The sequence below is a fragment of the Salsuginibacillus kocurii DSM 18087 genome (assembly GCF_000377705.1).
Lineage (GTDB): Bacteria > Bacillota > Bacilli > Bacillales > Marinococcaceae > Salsuginibacillus > Salsuginibacillus kocurii.
This window is the reverse complement of sequence record NZ_KB898631.1, coordinates 19,630-35,718: the sequence shown is the minus strand read 5'-3', so window position 1 is coordinate 35,718 and position 16,089 is coordinate 19,630. Positions and strand designations below refer to the sequence as shown.

Below are 16,089 nucleotides of genomic sequence, written 5' to 3'. Positions count from 1 at the left end.
GGTTTCGGCTGGAAAAAGGAGAGATTGCAGCCCTCGAGCAGGGTAGTTTTCTGAGGAGGATGGTGGTACGGCCACAGAAAGGGAGAGGGATGAAGCGAGGAAGGGGCTGTCTCAAAAGGGAAGCCCCGTTTCTAGTCCAGATTCCGTTTGCGCCGCTGTGATAACGAAAATATAGGAGGGGAAACGCATGACACCACACTCGAAGCACGTGGTTTCGCATCCAATCCATTTTTAAATGTTTTACAAAGGTTTTTGAGACAGCTCCTCCCCCCTTTTGTGCCTGGTTTCAAATGTGAAAAAACTCCTTATGTAGACAGAAAACTTGACGAGGAAAAACATCCACGCTACGCTATTTAGGTACTCTTCAGAATTTTTGACATTTTTCTACTTTCTTTAGTTACAAAACGATTTTAATACTTACAAAAGGTACACATTCTTTCGCTTGGCGATTACATTGGTTTATATACAGAAAACGCTTACATCCAAGAAGGAGGTCGAAATATATGAAATCGTCGATTACAGCGACTTGGAGGAGCTTGTGGGCTTCTCACCAACAAACGAAGAGACTGCTAAGCTTTTCCCAAATTAGAAAAGCAGGGAAGGTTGCTGGTTCTACGGACCGCAAAGACACATCCGCCCAGTCAGATGGAGGCGGTCCTTCAGGAAACGGCTCTAACCCTTCATATACACGAGCTCAGCTTGTCGGACTCATCTTAGGTCCACTTTTGTTTATCGCGACACTTATGTTTTTTTCACCGGAAGGGTTAGCGCAGGAAGGGCAGGCTGTGCTTGCGGTTACCCTGTGGATTGCTACTTGGTGGATCACCGAAGCGATTCCGATCCCGGCCACTTCGCTATTGCCGATTATTTTGCTGCCGATTACGGGAGCATTGGACGGAGATACGGTTGTTTCGGCTTATGGGGATAACATTGTCTTCTTGTTCCTAGGTGGTTTCTTTATTGCCACTGCGATGGAGAAGTGGAATTTGCATAAGCGGATGGCACTTGCGATTATCGCTTTAATTGGGACAAGCACGAAACGCATTATTTTAGGTTTCATGATTGCTACTGGTTTTTTATCGATGTGGGTGTCAAATACGGCTGCTGTTATGATGATGGTGCCGATGGGTCTTGCGATTGTGTATCAAGTGACTGAAGCATTGAAAGGTGAAGACCAAGAGTCAGAGTTGAAGAAGTTCGAAAAGGCTATTATTTTTGGTATTGGTTATTCGGGTACAGTAGGTGGACTTGGGACATTAATTGGAACGCCGCCGAACAGTATTTTGGCCGGGCAAGTGGACCAAATGTTTGATATTCAGATTTCCTTTGCCGGCTGGATGGCGTTTGCGGTGCCAATCGTAATCATCTTATTGTTTAGTGCCTGGTTCTATTTAACGCGGATCATTTACAACATCAATATTAAACATCTTCCTGGCGGCCGTGGCATGATTGAAGAAGAGCGCAATAAGCTGGGCGCTACGACTTTTGAAGAAAAAGCAGTATTCAGCGTGTTTATTTTCGCGGCTTTCATGTGGGTAACGAGAACGTTCATTTGGGAAGATATCGTAGAAGTTCCGGGAATCAGTGATGGAATGATCGCGATCACTGCGACGCTTCTCTTGTTCATGATTCCAGCTAAGCGTGGAAATGAGACGAAGCTTCTGAGTTGGAATGATTCCAAAGAAATCCCGTGGGGTATTCTTCTGCTGTTTGGTGGTGGTCTTGCTATCGCGGCCGGCTTTAGCGATTCAGGCCTTTCAAACTGGATGGCAGAACAGCTAACGGTTCTTGATGGCATGAATATTATCTTTATTATTCTTGTCTCCACCGCGCTTGTCTTGTTCTTAACAGAGATTACTTCAAACACAGCAACTGGAACGATGATCGTGCCAGTGGTTGCTTCCTTGGCGTTTGCGCTTAATGTGCACCCGTACGCCCTGATGGTGCCATGTGCCATGGCGGCAAACTGTGCCTTCATGCTTCCGGTTGGGACGCCGCCAAACGCGATTATATTTGGTACCGGCAAGCTTAAAATTATTGAAATGGTAAAGAACGGATTCTGGTTGAATATTTTAGCTGTATTGCTTATTACGATATTCGTCTATCTCTATTTACCGCTCATTTGGGATCTTGACCTGCTAAATATTCCATCAGACTTTCAATAAGCGAATGAAGGATGTTTTATGAAAAGAAAGAGAGACGTTTTCAAAGAGAAAGCGTCTCTTCTTTCCTACTTAAATCTAGTAAAATAATTGTATCAATAGAAACAGCCGACACGAGTGAACATCAAATTGGTACGTGGAGCCACTCCTTTTCTTAACCATAAAGGCAATTGACTGAATTTTCTCGTTAAAAGATTAAAGAAGGGGTAATGCCGAATGAGAATTGTTGATGTGAAAGAACAAGCTGTACCAATTAAATCGGATATTAGCAATGCGTTTATTGATTTTAGCAAGATGACAGCAAGTGTAGTGGCAGTAGTAACTGATGTGACGAAAAACGGGAAGCCTGTGATTGGATATGGCTTTAATTCGAATGGCCGCTATGCGCCGTCCGGTCTGCTGCGCGAGCGGTTCATTCCGCGCTTGTTGGAGGCTTCTCCTGAAGACACGGTCGCAGACGATGGCACAAATCTTGATCCCCATAAGATTTGGAATATTCTTATGACAGGTGAAAAGCCGGGTGGTCACGGCGAGCGTTCAGTTGCTGTTGGGACCCTTGACATGGCGATTTGGGATGCGGTCGCAAAAATTGAAGAAAAGCCGCTTTATCAATTGCTTGCTGAGCGGTACCGTGATGGGGAAGTGGATGAGAAAGTATTTGTTTATGCTGCTGGCGGGTATTACAAGCCGGGCAAGGATTTGAGCGCGCTGCAGGATGAAATGAAACATTACCTCGACCTGGGGTATTCAGTTGTGAAAATGAAGATTGGCGGGGTTCCGCTTGAAGAGGATCTGAAACGGATTGAAGCGGTATTGGATGTGGTTCCGAGTGGGCGCTCGCTCGCTGTCGACGTAAATGGTCGCTTTGATCTGGATACAGCGATTAAGTACGCAAAAGCGCTCGAGCCGTATGATTTGTTTTGGTATGAAGAAGTGGGCGACCCGCTTGATTACGAGCTGCAGGCGGTGCTTGGCCGTTATTATGAGCCGCCGATGGCAACCGGCGAGAACCTTTTTTCCATGCAGGATGCACGCAATTTAATCCGTTACGGTGGTATGAGGCCGGACCGGGATTATTTGCAGTTTGACTGCGCGCTCAGTTATGGGCTCGTTGAATATATGCGCATTCTTGATATGTTAAAAACACACGGCTGGTCCCCACGCCGCTGCATTCCACACGGCGGCCATCAGATGTCGCTTAATATTGCAGCAGGGCTCGGCCTGGGTGGAAATGAATCGTATCCGGGCGTTTTTGAACCATTTGGCGGCTTTGCTGATGGTCATCCGGTGGAAAATGGATATGTTACGTTGCCTGATGTACCGGGCATTGGCTTTGAAGCAAAATCGAATTTGTATGAGCTGTTAAAGCAAATCGGGGGAGAATAAGCAGGTTAGTTACTCATATTCGAGTTAAGAAAGCGGTCGCTCTAGGTAAGGAGCGGCTTTTTTATATAGAGGGTGATTTTTCAGAGGGATCGACAAAAGATCCGAAAACAGGGAAGTGTAAAAGCATGATTTTCTTTGCTTGAGTTCGGGGAAATATATACAGAGAAGAATGATTTTGAAAAAAGCACAAGGGTGATGAGATGAGTACAGTAGAAAATGAGATTATTCAATATTTTCAAAAGCTCGACCGCAGTTTTTATATGGAAACAGATAAAGGTATGGCCCATATGGACCAGCCGGTATCCATTGGGCATGGACAGACGATTTCCCAGCCTTCACTTGTACTGAAAATGACGCTGCTGCTTGATGTATATCCAGAAGCCAAGGTGCTAGAAGTAGGGACTGGTTCTGGTTTCCAAACCGATGTGCTTGCTTCGTTTTCCAAAGAAGTGTACACCGTGGAACGCATTGAAGCATTGCACGAACGAGCGAAAGAAAAATTGGCAGCAGCCGGATATCACAATGTGAAATGCAAATTAGGAGATGGCAGCTGCGGCTGGAAGGAGTACGCCCCTTATGATCGCATTATAGTTACAGCTGCGGCCTCTAAAATCCCGCCTCATCTAATTGATCAGCTCGCTTTTGGCGGTAAAATGCTGATCCCTGTCGGCACACCGGTCAGCCAAGAGCTTACCTTGGTAGAAAAAGACGAAGGCGGCGAAGTAAAAACGACATTTCTAGACCATGTCGTTTTCGTTAAATTGCAAGGAGATTATGACGAGGCAGAGGGGTGAGCCTCACCCCTTTCCTTTCGACCCTGCCCGGGTAAAATCGAATAATCGCTCTAAATAATAAGCGGTGTACACCCCCAATATGGCCATGATTGTCCATATCCAGGCATGCAGGCTGAACGAAGCAATACCGCTAAAGTAAGCTCCAACGTTGGCTCCGAATGCAATCGTAGCTCCGTAGCCCATCAGCAGCCCTCCTCCTAAAGCCATTACTCCAATATACAAAGGAATTTTGGCAAAGCGAATCAATCCTCCGAGTGTTAACGTTATAAATGTCCCTATGATGACGCCAAAGTTGAGCACGCTCGTTGAATTCATCCATACAGGCAGATGAAGGGCTTCAAGGTCTTCGACAGCCCCCCAATACCCCCATCCGCTCGCGTCCATACCCAAAAACTCCACAATTTTCGCTCCCCAGACACTGAAAGCCGAGGTGAGCACCCAGGGTTCTCCGCGAATAAGCAACACGAGGGCATTTAGTAGAGCGAGCACTGTAGCTCCCGCCCAGAGGGGCCAGCTTCCAAAAATGATTTGTTTCCAGCCTGTAGCTGAAGGCAAAGCAGGCAGAAGAGGAGGGTGAGTCCTTTTTTTATAAATATAAGAACCGATCGCAAGAGTAATAAATATAGCAAGTTGCACGCCCCAGGCGCCAGGGTAGCCGAGAGCGGTGTCGGTTGCCAGTGAAAATTCAGAAGCTGCTGGCAAGCTCTCGTTCCAAAAGCCAAAATGAGCTGCACCTGCCGTTGCGCCACTTGTGAAGCCAAATAGTGTTAATATCATTGCTGTTCTTCCGCCTTCTGCTTTGTATAAAGAGGAAGGAGCCAATCCACTCCCCATTTCCATCCCAAAGCCGAACAAAAAGGAGCCGACGAAAAGCCCGGTACTAAGAGGAGAAAGAGCAGGAGATGGATGAGCATCAAAAAAGCCTAGTTCAAATATGAATATAGGAGCAAACAGGGTTGCGGCTGTAGCCAACATGAGCATATGAGCTCTGAGCATTTGGGTGTTTCCTGTTTCAATTAGTTGGCGGTACACAGAAGCAAAGCCAAAGCGGGCGTGAAATAAAGTGAACCCAATTAAAATACCAGTGATAAATAAAGCAATATATTGAATACCAGAATAATAATAAGTAAGAGAGCCAAGTAGGAGAGCAACGAGTAAGCAGAAAATAGTTAATAGAGATTGGGGGGAGTTTCTTCTAGTGTCTTCTGCTTGTTCTTGATCGTCTGTACTCATGGGAACACCTCATTTTCAGCGGTTTTTTCTCATGCTTCCCTTTCTTGAACGATTTATAACCCCCTGGAAATTGGAAACTAGCACTTGACATTTTCCCCCAACTACGGTTAACTAAGTGGTGGGAGAAGTCTCACCAACTTTTGTATGTTAGTCATGCGAATAGGTGTATGGGCTGCTCTTGTTTTTTCAAAGTTATTTTTATATTTTTTTACACCGTAAGAAGTTTAGATAGTTAAAGGAAACGGTCTAAGTGCAACGAAGGCTCAGACTATGCCGTAGGTTTGGCTTTACCAAGTTTTCTTTAAAAGTTTGGTTTAATATTTTCAAGGCCAGGGTAAAGTGCCTACTGAACGCAAGCATTAAAGCTTGGTTTCTTTATTTTATTGATGTTTCTATTCGGTAGGTCCAAGTGCATACAAAGTAGAACCGGCGGAAATAAGTAGACAATAGTGCTAACTTATGAGCTGGGAAGGGTACCTTACCCCTCCCAGCTCTTTTTTACGGTTTCGCAACGGCACTCTGTCCCTAAGGCCGGCAGTTTTCATTCACCAATGATGGAGGTGATGATTGTGCCTGACGCATTCAACGTGACGGGTTACAGGCGTAACTTATTGCGTGATTTCCTCTATTAGCGCTTTATTTATCTACTTGAGACAAGGCGTTTACAAGATTTTTACCAGGCTCGTTTAAACATGAGTCGAACTCGTAAGTTAAAAAATTTTAGAAAGAGGAGATGTTATCATGAATATTGCACAAGATTTGTATCCATCCAGAGTGGGGAAAGAAACAGCAGAAATTATGGAGCGCGTGGATCCAACCGCTCATGGAAAAGCAGAAGATGGTCCACTTTCACAAGACACACTAGATTCTTACGACCAAAATGGCTATCTTTTATTTCAAGATTTGTTTTCATCAGAAGAAGTAAAACACATGCAAGAGGAACTCAAAAACATAATGAAACGGAATGAAGGCCGGGATGCCGCAGATGTTATCAAAGAACCCGGCAGCAATGAAATCCGTTCTGTGTTTGAGATCCACAAAGAGGATAACTTTTTCAAAGGTTTGTCAGAAGATAAGCGTCTCGTAAATATTGCAGAACAGCTGCTAGGCAGCCAAGTATATATTATGCAGTCCCGCGTCAACTTCAAGCCTGGTTTTAAAGGGAAAGAATTCTACTGGCATTCTGACTTTGAAACTTGGCACGTAGAAGACGGCATGCCAAACATGCGCGCGGTAAGCTGCTCGATTGTATTGACAGATAATCATGAATTTAATGGACCGCTTATGTTGGTTCCTGGTTCTAACAAATGGTATGTCTCTTGCCCTGGCCTTACTGGAGAAGATAACTTCAAGAACTCCCTCAAGCAGCAAGAAGTAGGTGTGCCGGACCACGAAAGTTTAGAATGGCTCGTCGATAAAGCAGATGGCCAAATTGACCGTGCGACTGGTCCAGCAGGTTCTGTCCTCTTCTTTGACTGCAATACGATGCACGGTTCAGCTGGTAACATTTCTCCTTATCCTCGGAGCAACGTATTCTTCGTATATAACTCTATTGAAAACCAGCTTGTAGAACCATTTGGCGGCCAAAAGCCTCGCCCTGAGTTCTTGGCGAACCGTGAGAACATTCAGCCAATCAACCCAATTAAGAATGCATTTAAGTAAAGGTTCACCTATCATGCAGAGGTGTTAAGCTTGATTGCTAGAAAGCAAGACAAGTGCTAGATACAAGTAATAGGTGTAATAAAGAAGTGAGGGAGGAAAAAGCTGCGGCTTTTTCCTCTTTTTCGTGTACTTTCGCTGGTTGCGTCAATTGGAGATCTTTATGGAGGGGGGAGTGGTGTAATCGAAAGCAGTATTTGGACGATTCGACAGGGAATTTGGCCAGTTGCTGGTCAAACTTGGACGTTTGTCTTCGACTAACTTCGCGGCCCGCCTCTGCAGGGTTAAAAAAATGATTCGTCCTTTCTGACCTGAAGAATGATTAGTATTTAGCGGAGAATGATCGGTATTTTCTTAGGAATGATTAGTATTTGGCCGAGAATGATGAGTAAATTGCGACAAATGATTAGTAAAGGTTCACTTTCGAAAAATAAGTGCATCTGGACGCCGCTTTGCGCATTTCTTTGTCTAGCTGCGGCGCTTAGATGCTCGAGGTTTTTTCTAGTCCTGACTCCGCCCAGCAGGCTGTGCTGCGCAGTTCTAGAAAAACTTGTCGCATCTGAGCAAAGCGCCTCCGCTTTTCTTTGTCCAGCTTCAAGCGGCAGGGGCTCGTGGTCAAAAGTCGCGCCCTTTCAAAGCCAAAAAGCGGCTTTGGCAGCGCTCGCCTTTTGCATGACGCCCCTGGACGCCGCTTTGCGCTTTTCTGTCATAAATGTTGGTGTTTTGATGTAAAATGTACGGGTAATACCATAGGTACATCGTTAACGATGTAGAAGTGTTTGAGAAGTATTGGATGGAACCTCTGGTTTTCATGTATACTTAAAGATAGACTAGGAACTTTAGTCTCAATTGGCTGGAGGGGATTGAACATGAGTGACAATGTTCAGGAACTAGATGTTAAAGAAAAGCAGAAACAGATTGCAAGTTTCACTGGGAAGGAATTGCGTGACCATTTTGGTAGGGGTCCTGAATCGGTTTTCGTTTCGCTGAATGAGAGCTGTATCATTATGCATATGCGGAATTTTCTTTCGCCGATTGAACAAGTGTTGATTGAACAAGAAGGCGTAGAATGGGTTGAATCTTTGCGTGAAATCATGATGGAGCGCGTTCTTCCTAAAATCGAGCAATACTTAGAAAGTATGATGGATATCGAGAACTTTGAGTTCTTTTATGATTGGAATATTGAGCAGAAGTCGGGTATGATTATCGGCATTAATTGGGAGGCCACTGTACAAAATACGCGTACTGAATTTTTCACAGAAGCGATGAAACGGGAAATCGCCAATGTCAGTGAACAAGCTGAAAAACAGCCGGAACACGGTTTTATTGAACAAGTCAATCCACGGATGATTATTGCCGGGAGAGAAGGCGTCTTGATTGAAATTGAAAAAGAATTGCTCTCCTTTGGGCATAAACAAACCTTGCAGATTGCTAAACGGCGTTTAGAGCGAAGGTTATTATTTGAAGGTCGGTTTGACCGAATTCTAGGGGTCGAGATTTTAGATATTTTTGTGCATTGGGATTTCAGAAGGGACCGGAGTTTGCTTGTGTTTGTTACTGAACCGACAAAATAAGCAGTTAACTCGTAGATTTTAATAAAGAATGTACCAATACGAAGGGGGTGCTGTCATGACACACATCGAATGTAGTCAGATGCCTGCGCGGCCACGTTACACGAAGCTGGAAACAGCTACCTTTGGTCTCGGTTGATTCTGGGGGCCGGATGCCCAGTTTGGGCAGCTTCAAGGAGTCTTAAGTACGAGGGTGGGTTACAGCGGCGGTTCGACTACGAATCCAACCTACCGTGCAATTGGAGACCATACAGAAACCTTGCAGGTTGATTTTGACCCGACCCAGGTCTCGTATGACGAACTGTTAGAGCTCTTTTGGGAAAGCCACGACCCTACCCAAAAGAGCTTATTTCGAGATCGGCAGTACATGTCGCTGCTTATCTTGCATTCAGAAGAGCAGAAGACGACAGCTTCTCGCTCAAAAGAGGCATGGGAGCAGAAGTTAAGAAAACCGATAAAAACGGAATTCCAATCGAATTCTTTGTTCTATCTGGCTGAAGATTATCATCAAAAGTATTTTCTGAAACGGTATAATCAGGTGATAAATTCACTGCAAAAGCTGTATCCAGCCCATGATTTACTACTAAATGCCACGATTACAGCAAGGCTTAATGGATTTGTCAGAGGCAGAGGCGGGATCAGGGAATTGAAAGAAGAAATGAGAAGCTGGGGTTGGCAGAATCACGAAGTAGAGAGGGCATATGAAGTTTTGGATTCACTTAAATGGTAAGGTCCGTGCTTGGCGTTGATCCTTTTAATAAGAGACCAGGACTAGAATGAAAAGTTTGGCGTGGTGGGGCCGGGAGGGATTTCGCCTATGTAACCACGATACGGGGGCTAGGCGAGCTGTCCAAGTTGGACAGCTGCGCTATAGAGGAAGGACTTGATTAACTAAACGCATAGCTTGAGGTTTTAACTTGGCGTGAAGCCAAGTTTTTTGTGTGTGAATATTATTCGGTTACCTGGCGAAATCCAATGCTTTTTAAAGCTTGTTCCAAGTTTGTCTTGAATTGTACATCTTGAGATGAAAGTTCATTGTGCATTTGTTTCATGGCCATCTCAGGACGAAGACCAGTAATGATTGGCGAAGCTCCCATGATTTGCAAGGCATTGACTAAGTTCGCTAAGTATAACGCAAAAGTGTCGTCGAATTTAGCTACCCCAGACAGATCAATTATAAAATACTCGATTTCTTTGTTATAAGTACTATGGAGAACCTGTTCAATTAAATGCTCCCCGCGCTGTTCATCTACAATTCCAATTAGAGGAAGAACATACACTCCCTCCGTAATAGGAACAATAGGAACAGAAAGGGCTTCTACACGTTCGTTTGCTTGATCGAGGCTTACAATATAACCCAATAGATCAGCAATGCTTTCAAGTAACGACACGTCATCCTCGCTAAATGTCCTTTCTTCTCGGTCCATAACACATAATGTACCGAAATCTTCTCCATTTGTGTCTTTAATTTTCACGCCGAGAAAGCCGTGTGAGCCGATTTTAGAGGTCACCATCATATCCTTCGTACGCCGGTCCTGTTGTAAATCCTCAATGGTTAGCGGTTCTTCATTGTCTCCTAATATAAATTGACAATAAGTATCATCAAATTCTACCGAATAACCGGGAGAGAGGTATTTTTCATGGTCGTTGAACACATCAAAAATGGACATGTGGTTCATTTCTTTTTTTGCAATATAGACGGTATTTACTTCTATTGACCGACTAATCATTTGTAACACTCTCGTGGAAGCTTGTTCCAACGATTCATAACGCTTGGGTGACATTTTACCTACATCCTTTTCGCTCCTTATCTACTTATTCACCATATCATGAATAAGTTTCGGCAAAAAGTCATTTGGAGGACTCGTTTTTTAAAAGGGTTAAGGGAATATTTCCCTTTTTTCCAGCTGAGTAGGGAACAGGGGCTCGTCACCTTGTGAAGTCACTTTTTCCCCCGGTTTTTTTAACGAGATGAGTATTCTTAATTTCCATTCCTTTATCTACTGCTTTGCACATGTCATAAAAGGTAAGAGCTGCAGCGGTGACGGCAGTTAAAGCTTCCATTTCCACTCCTGTACTCCCGTCGCAAGTGGCTGATGCTTCTATTTGCAGAAGGTAGCCGTCTTCTTCTGTTTGATATTCAAAGGAGAAATCGACGCCAGTCAGGGGAATCGGATGGCACATCGGGATTAAATCAGGCGTTTTTTTAGCGCCCATCACACCTGCAATCTGAGCAGCCTGCAGAGGATCTCCTTTTTTAAGGCTGTTGTTTTGAATAGCTTGATAGAGCTCTTCAGACAAGGTAATCGTACTTCTAGCTATCGCAGTTCGAGAGGTTGGTGTTTTTGCTGAGATGTCGACCATTTTTGGGCGTCCTTCTTCGTTGTAATGTGTAAATTCGCTCATACTAAACCCTCCGTAAGTTTATCAATTCTTATCCCAATCGGCGGGACGGTTAATATTGTGAAAGTCCTTCCATGTTTCATCAAAAGGAAGATAGTCTGTAGCAGCTTCATTAAAGAGCGGGCGCATGCCACCTATTTTATTATGCACGAGTTCTTCGATGATGGGAAAACAACTTTTATGGTAACAGCTGTGCAGTGGTTGAATTTGGTCGTCGGCCACCGGCACAATTACTTGAGAAGAGCTGTGTGCTGCTGCTGCTTTTAGCTTCGCGACAAATGCAGGAGAAATATAGGGAAGATCTGATGCTAAGAGAAACAGCCATTCCCACTCCCCATTGATTTGAAGCAGGGCTTGATAAAGTGCAGGGAGCGGCCCCAGGTACTCATCGTCTTCAGTAAGAATAAATTCATCCGGGAACTCAAAGAAAGGTGCTAGTTTATCGTTCGTTGAGAGATACACGGACTGGATATCATTTTCTGTAAGAGCTCGTATGCTTTTTTGGTATAAAGGTTCTGCTTGATAGGTTTCAAACATTTTATCTTTGCCATAACGCGAGGATTTGCCTCCGGCTAGGACAATTCCAATGGCTTTCATTTGCTGCCCCCTTTGTTAATTGTAAGTTAGCAAAAGAACGAGAACGGTTAAAGAGGAAATATAACTGTTATGTTCTACTGCGCCTGGAAAAACGGTGTGGTTGAGGAAATGGAGACGTAACGGCTGCTACATTAGCTTTGCTTAGGTTTTAAATTAGCAGTACTCTATAAGTCTACCTTTTTTGGTATTTCATATAGTGTGTTAAAATATGAGTCAACCTATTGATATGCCCTATGTCAAAGATTAGTTTACTAGAGAAGATAGATGGCACGAAGAAAAGCTTGAATAGCTTATTAGTCAGGCTCTGTGAAAGAGTCAAGTTGAGATTCCTGCTATGGGCCCCATGCCCCGCGGGGGAGTGGCGCTTTGCTTTAGGCTGACGCCCTGCGTGGTCTCGCCAGTATTGCTTTCCCATTGGAGTCACGTCCGTGCCCGGAATATCAACGCTCAATGTCCTTTAACAGAGCCATTATTTAAAAGCAGGGGGAGTGACCGATGCCTAAGCAGAACGTTGTTGATCAGTTCTCCCGTCCGCTTCAGGATCTACGAATATCTATCATGGACCGCTGTAATTTTCGATGTTCGTACTGCATGCCGGCAGAGATTTTCGGTGATGACTATGCCTTTATGCATGAAGAAGAACTGTTATCTTTTGATGAAATTGTTACATTAGCAGAGCAATTTGCCAAGCTCGGAGTGAAAAAGATCCGGATTACGGGTGGAGAACCACTGCTTCGCAAAAATGTCCCAACGTTAATTGAGCGTTTAGTTCATGTAGAGGGGATTGAAGATATCGCTTTAACGAGCAATGGCGTCTTTCTTGTAAAGCAAGCCCAAGCGTTAAAGGAGGCTGGCTTAGCGCGGGTGAATATCAGCCTCGATGCCCTTACTGAGTCAGTGTTTCAAACGATGAATGGACGAAATGTCAAGCCGGAGATAGTGTTAAAAGGAATTGATGCTGCGCTTGAAGCAGGCCTTGAAGTAAAGGTGAATATGGTTGTGAAACGTGGCGTGAATGACCAGGAAGTACAGCCAATGGCTTTGTATTGCAAACAAAAAGGGATTAACTTGCGCTTCATTGAGTTTATGGATGTTGGCCAAACAAATGGATGGGATTTTTCTCAAGTCGTATCGAAAAAAGAGTTGCTAGATGAGGTAGCACAAATTGGAGAGGTAGAAGCGCTTGAGCCGAATTACTTTGGGGAAGTTGCTTCACGTTACCGTTACGTAGAATCCGGCGAAGAAGTTGGTTTTATTTCTTCAGTCACTGAGACGTTCTGCGGAAGCTGTACGCGGGCCCGTATTTCAGCAGATGGGAAGTTATTTACGTGTTTGTTTGCTGAAGAAGGCTATGATTTGCGGGAGCTGCTTCGTTCTGGAGCAACTACAGACATGGTGGCAGACTACTTAGTCGGTACCTGGGAAAAGCGAACAGACAGGTATTCTGAAGAACGTACCGAAGAGAGTGTTCGCAACAAACGTAAAATTGAAATGTCCTATATCGGTGGATAAGTTGGCTTAAACGGCTGTGTGATGGAAAGTAGCTCACCAAATGAAGATCTGTAGTGGGATGAATAGATAGGATATTTTCATCATTTACAAGAGGGTGAAAAGAAAGGTTGAGGAGCTGTCCGCTGTTAGGAGAGCTCCTTCACCTGTACGAGCAGGCAAAACGAGGAGGAAGTCGATGGTAGAGAAAAGAAACCCGCTGCCTGTGGAAGAAGCGGTAGCTAAAGTGATGAAACATGCGACAGAAGGACCGATCGAATACGTGCCGATTGAAGAAGCGCACGGGCGAATCTTGGCTGAAGATCTCGTTGCCGACCACGATGTACCAGCCTTTGACCGTTCCCCTTATGACGGTTTTGCTGTTCGCGCGAGTGATACAGTAAAAGCAAGCGCAGAAGCACCAGTCATTTTAGAAGTGATTGCAGAAATTGGGGCCGGTTCGGTCTATGACGGGGAAGTAGCTCCAGGACAGGCTGTGCGGATTATGACCGGAGCTCAGATTCCAGCTGACTGCGATGCGGTCGTGATGCTAGAACTTGCCCAGGAAGTAGAAACTGCGACAGGAAACGCAGGCATCCAGATTAAACGAGCTTTTCAAAAGCATGACAACATTTCGTTTCAAGGAGAAGATACGAAAAAAGGAACCGTGCTCGTTGAGAAAGGAAGCTTGATTCAGCCCGGGATCACCGCTCTGCTGGCGACCTTTGGCTACGCTCAGGTCCCGGTTGCCAAAAAGCCTGTGGTTGGCGTGATTGCCACCGGAAGTGAACTGTTGAATGTTGAGGAAGAAATGGAACCCGGCAAAATACGCAACAGCAATGCTTACATGATTCTTGCGCAAATTGAGCGGGCCGGAGCTGAAGCGAGGTATTTCGGGAAATTCCCTGACGATTATGAAGCTTGTCTAAAAGCGACAAAAGATGCGCTCGCCCAAGTTGATCTGTTACTTACGACCGGCGGCGTGTCGGTCGGCGATTATGATTATGTGCCGGCCATTTTGGAGGAACTTGGCGCCGCAGTTCTTTTTAATAAAGTGGCGATGCGCCCGGGAAGTGTAACAACTGTCGCTGAACATAACGGCAAAATGATTTACGGCTTATCGGGCAATCCTTCCGCTTGTTATTTAGGGTTTGAACTGTTTGTCCGTCCAATGGTCAGGACAGCAATGAAGCAGGACAAACCACATTTAAAACGAGGCAAAGCTTGGTTGGGTCAAGATTTCCCAAAACCCAACCCGTTTACGCGCTTTGTCCGGGCAGAGCTTCAAGACACAAGCGGTCGTTTAGAAGCTGTTCCGGCCGGGCTTGATAAATCAGGGTCAGTTACGTCGATTGCCTTTGCTGACATTTTGATTGTCTTGCCTGGAGGCACGCGCGGATATGAAAAAGGGATGGAGGTAGACATTCTCTACCTGGAGAGCAGCAAGGGAAGTGAATGGCCGTGGAGCAACATTGTCCCGTCTTACAAATAGTCGGTTATTCGAACAGCGGCAAAACTACACTCGTTGAAAAAGTAACGTACCGGCTTTCGCAAGCGGGGAGGCAGGTCGCTGCGATTAAGCATCACGGTCACGGCGGCGCTTTGAAAAAGCAGAGAGATTCCGTGGACAGCGAACGCCACCTTGGAGCCGGTGCCCAAGTAGCTACTGTCGAAGGCGGTGGCAGCCTACAGCTGCAAGCTTCCGGTATAGAGCCTTCTTTTGAGCAATTGCTCAGTCTGCAGCAATGGTTTGGTCCAGACCTGATCGTTGTGGAAGGCTACAAAAGAGAAGCATATCCGAAAGTAGTGCTTGTGCGCTCACGAGAAGATAACGAACTACTTGCCACGTGTGAAAATGTGCTCTGTGTCATTGAGTGGGAGGAAAATGTGACCACACCTGAGGATTACCCCCGTTTTTCGCTCGAAGACGACGAAGAGTACTTGCCATATATTTTAGAAAAAATGAGGGAGTTGTATGGACGAGAGACGGTTTGAAATTACGGATCAACCGATTTCAGTCGAAGAAGTCACCCGCAAAGTTACGCGCAGAGAGTGCGGAGCCATTGCGACATTTATCGGCACCGTCCGCGAATTGACCGAAGGAAAGCGGACGTTAAAGCTTGAATACGAGGCGTATAAACCGATGGCTGTAAAAATGTTTGCAGAAATTGAGCGCGAAGTGAAGGAAAAGTGGCCAGATGCCGCCTTGGCAATTACACATCGCATTGGGGTTTTGGAAATATCTGATGCGGCGGTAGTCATTGCGGTATCAACACCACACCGTAAAGCAGCCTATGAGGCGAATGAATACGTGATGGAGCGGATCAAGCAAATTGTGCCGATTTGGAAAAAAGAATACTGGGACGACGGCACCGCCTGGATAGGCGATCAGCTCGAACAAGTGCCGTATCGCAAAGCCGTTAAGAAAGAGGGGGAAGCGGATGATTAAAGTGCTGCTTTTTGCTAAGCTGCAGGAAGAGGCCGGCGTGCATGAAATTGAGCTGGAAGGCTCCGGTCGTACCGTTCAATCCGTAAAAGAACAGCTCGTGCAAGAATACCGACTGCCGAGTCTAGAAACGAGCATGGCAGCTATTAACGAAGAATTTGTAAAAGAAGAAGATATAGTGAGCCCAGGCGACACCGTCGCCTTTATCCCGCCGATCAGCGGGGGATAACCACGAATTAGGGTGATTGCTTCCTTATGTTTAGCGAGTGGATGAAGCCGCTGAACCATGAAATCCTTGGAGCACTTTCTCTGACGGAAGGACGCTCGGCCAGGAAAAGATCTGATTAGAA

General features: G+C 45.3%; 14 protein-coding genes and 1 pseudogene. 11 read left to right on the top strand and 4 right to left on the bottom strand.

Features of this window, described 5'->3' with window-relative positions; genetic code table 11:
- The first annotated feature begins 503 nt into the window (after positions 1-503).
- From D469_RS0115495 to D469_RS0115485, 3 genes are all read left to right on the top strand, one after another.
- Positions 504-2,165: an SLC13 family permease gene (locus tag D469_RS0115495; RefSeq protein ID WP_018924307.1), complete on the top strand. Its 1,662-nt coding sequence runs from the start codon at positions 504-506 to the stop codon at positions 2,163-2,165.
- Between the two features lie 213 nt (positions 2,166-2,378).
- Positions 2,379-3,548: a mandelate racemase/muconate lactonizing enzyme family protein gene (locus D469_RS0115490; RefSeq protein ID WP_018924306.1), complete on the top strand. Its 1,170-nt coding sequence runs from the start codon at positions 2,379-2,381 to the stop codon at positions 3,546-3,548.
- 200 nt (positions 3,549-3,748) lie between these two features.
- A complete protein-coding gene (locus D469_RS0115485; RefSeq protein ID WP_018924305.1) occupies positions 3,749-4,342 on the top strand; it encodes a protein-L-isoaspartate(D-aspartate) O-methyltransferase in 594 nt (197 codons plus the stop codon).
- Between the two features lie 3 nt (positions 4,343-4,345).
- On the opposite strand, the gene D469_RS0115480 is transcribed toward D469_RS0115485, so the two are convergent.
- Positions 4,346-5,575 carry a YeeE/YedE family protein gene (locus D469_RS0115480; RefSeq protein WP_018924304.1) on the bottom strand — a complete coding sequence of 410 codons (1,230 nt, stop codon included), beginning with the start codon at positions 5,573-5,575 and terminating at the stop codon, positions 4,346-4,348.
- A 741-nt stretch (positions 5,576-6,316) separates the two neighbouring features.
- Here D469_RS0115480 and thpD point away from each other — a divergent pair.
- The 3 genes and pseudogenes from thpD to msrA form a co-directional block, all read left to right on the top strand.
- Positions 6,317-7,237 carry an ectoine hydroxylase gene (thpD, locus tag D469_RS0115475; protein ID WP_018924303.1) on the top strand — a complete coding sequence of 307 codons (921 nt, stop codon included), beginning with the start codon at positions 6,317-6,319 and terminating at the stop codon, positions 7,235-7,237.
- Between the two features lie 866 nt (positions 7,238-8,103).
- Complete coding sequence (locus tag D469_RS0115470) at positions 8,104-8,808, top strand: Na-translocating system protein MpsC family protein (protein WP_018924302.1); 705 nt, start codon at positions 8,104-8,106, stop codon at positions 8,806-8,808.
- Between the two features lie 148 nt (positions 8,809-8,956).
- Positions 8,957-9,535 (top strand): annotated as a pseudogene (gene msrA, locus D469_RS20550) (peptide-methionine (S)-S-oxide reductase MsrA); the annotation flags it as partial.
- Positions 9,536-9,755: 220 nt separating this feature from the next.
- Here msrA and D469_RS0115460 read toward each other — a convergent pair.
- The 3 genes from D469_RS0115460 to D469_RS0115450 all read right to left on the bottom strand — a co-directional run bounded on the left by D469_RS0115460 (position 9,756) and on the right by D469_RS0115450 (position 11,805).
- Entirely contained in the window at positions 9,756-10,589 is an 834-nt protein-coding gene (locus D469_RS0115460; protein WP_018924300.1) for a GAF domain-containing protein, read from the bottom strand.
- A gap of 145 nt (positions 10,590-10,734) precedes the next feature.
- Positions 10,735-11,211 (bottom strand): cyclic pyranopterin monophosphate synthase MoaC, encoded by a 477-nt coding sequence (moaC, locus tag D469_RS0115455; protein ID WP_018924299.1) that lies wholly within the window; start codon positions 11,209-11,211, stop codon positions 10,735-10,737.
- A 21-nt stretch (positions 11,212-11,232) separates the two neighbouring features.
- The gene (locus tag D469_RS0115450; RefSeq protein WP_018924298.1) at positions 11,233-11,805 is read right to left on the bottom strand and encodes a molybdenum cofactor guanylyltransferase; all 573 of its coding nucleotides are present in this window, start codon (positions 11,803-11,805) and stop codon (positions 11,233-11,235) included.
- 495 nt (positions 11,806-12,300) lie between these two features.
- Between D469_RS0115450 and moaA the strand changes: the two genes are divergently transcribed.
- The 5 genes from moaA (at position 12,301) to moaD (ending at position 15,968) form a co-directional block, all read left to right on the top strand.
- Positions 12,301-13,317, top strand: coding sequence for a GTP 3',8-cyclase MoaA (moaA, locus tag D469_RS0115445; RefSeq protein ID WP_018924297.1), 1,017 nt, complete (start codon positions 12,301-12,303; stop codon positions 13,315-13,317).
- 175 nt (positions 13,318-13,492) lie between these two features.
- Positions 13,493-14,785, top strand: coding sequence for a molybdopterin molybdotransferase MoeA (locus tag D469_RS0115440; protein ID WP_018924296.1), 1,293 nt, complete (start codon positions 13,493-13,495; stop codon positions 14,783-14,785).
- The gene (mobB, locus tag D469_RS0115435; protein ID WP_026286268.1) at positions 14,749-15,288 is read left to right on the top strand and encodes a molybdopterin-guanine dinucleotide biosynthesis protein B; all 540 of its coding nucleotides are present in this window, start codon (positions 14,749-14,751) and stop codon (positions 15,286-15,288) included. Before D469_RS0115440 ends, mobB begins: the two co-directional genes overlap by 37 nt.
- Positions 15,269-15,742: a molybdenum cofactor biosynthesis protein MoaE gene (locus D469_RS0115430; RefSeq protein WP_018924294.1), complete on the top strand. Its 474-nt coding sequence runs from the start codon at positions 15,269-15,271 to the stop codon at positions 15,740-15,742. The genes mobB and D469_RS0115430 overlap by 20 nt, the downstream gene beginning before the upstream one ends.
- On the top strand, positions 15,735-15,968 hold the full coding sequence (gene moaD, locus D469_RS0115425) for a molybdopterin converting factor subunit 1 (protein WP_018924293.1): 234 nt from the start codon (positions 15,735-15,737) through the stop codon (positions 15,966-15,968). Before D469_RS0115430 ends, moaD begins: the two co-directional genes overlap by 8 nt.
- Positions 15,969-16,089 lie beyond the last annotated feature (121 nt).

Bases quoted from the DNA above. Each gene is read 5' to 3' on its own strand.
- D469_RS0115485 (WP_018924305.1), top strand. From the start codon at position 3,749: ATGAGTACAGTAGAAAATGAGATTATTCAATATTTTCAAAAGCTCGAC.
- D469_RS0115450 (WP_018924298.1), bottom strand. From the start codon at position 11,805: ATGAAAGCCATTGGAATTGTCCTAGCCGGAGGCAAATCCTCGCGTTAT.
- D469_RS0115480 (WP_018924304.1), bottom strand. From the start codon at position 5,575: ATGAGTACAGACGATCAAGAACAAGCAGAAGACACTAGAAGAAACTCC.
- moaC (WP_018924299.1), bottom strand. From the start codon at position 11,211: ATGAGCGAATTTACACATTACAACGAAGAAGGACGCCCAAAAATGGTC.
- thpD (WP_018924303.1), top strand. From the start codon at position 6,317: ATGAATATTGCACAAGATTTGTATCCATCCAGAGTGGGGAAAGAAACA.
- D469_RS0115460 (WP_018924300.1), bottom strand. From the start codon at position 10,589: ATGTCACCCAAGCGTTATGAATCGTTGGAACAAGCTTCCACGAGAGTG.
- D469_RS0115430 (WP_018924294.1), top strand. From the start codon at position 15,269: ATGGACGAGAGACGGTTTGAAATTACGGATCAACCGATTTCAGTCGAA.
- D469_RS0115440 (WP_018924296.1), top strand. From the start codon at position 13,493: ATGGTAGAGAAAAGAAACCCGCTGCCTGTGGAAGAAGCGGTAGCTAAA.
- D469_RS0115495 (WP_018924307.1), top strand. From the start codon at position 504: ATGAAATCGTCGATTACAGCGACTTGGAGGAGCTTGTGGGCTTCTCAC.
- moaA (WP_018924297.1), top strand. From the start codon at position 12,301: ATGCCTAAGCAGAACGTTGTTGATCAGTTCTCCCGTCCGCTTCAGGAT.
- moaD (WP_018924293.1), top strand. From the start codon at position 15,735: ATGATTAAAGTGCTGCTTTTTGCTAAGCTGCAGGAAGAGGCCGGCGTG.
- mobB (WP_026286268.1), top strand. From the start codon at position 14,749: ATGGCCGTGGAGCAACATTGTCCCGTCTTACAAATAGTCGGTTATTCG.
- D469_RS0115470 (WP_018924302.1), top strand. From the start codon at position 8,104: ATGAGTGACAATGTTCAGGAACTAGATGTTAAAGAAAAGCAGAAACAG.
- D469_RS0115490 (WP_018924306.1), top strand. From the start codon at position 2,379: ATGAGAATTGTTGATGTGAAAGAACAAGCTGTACCAATTAAATCGGAT.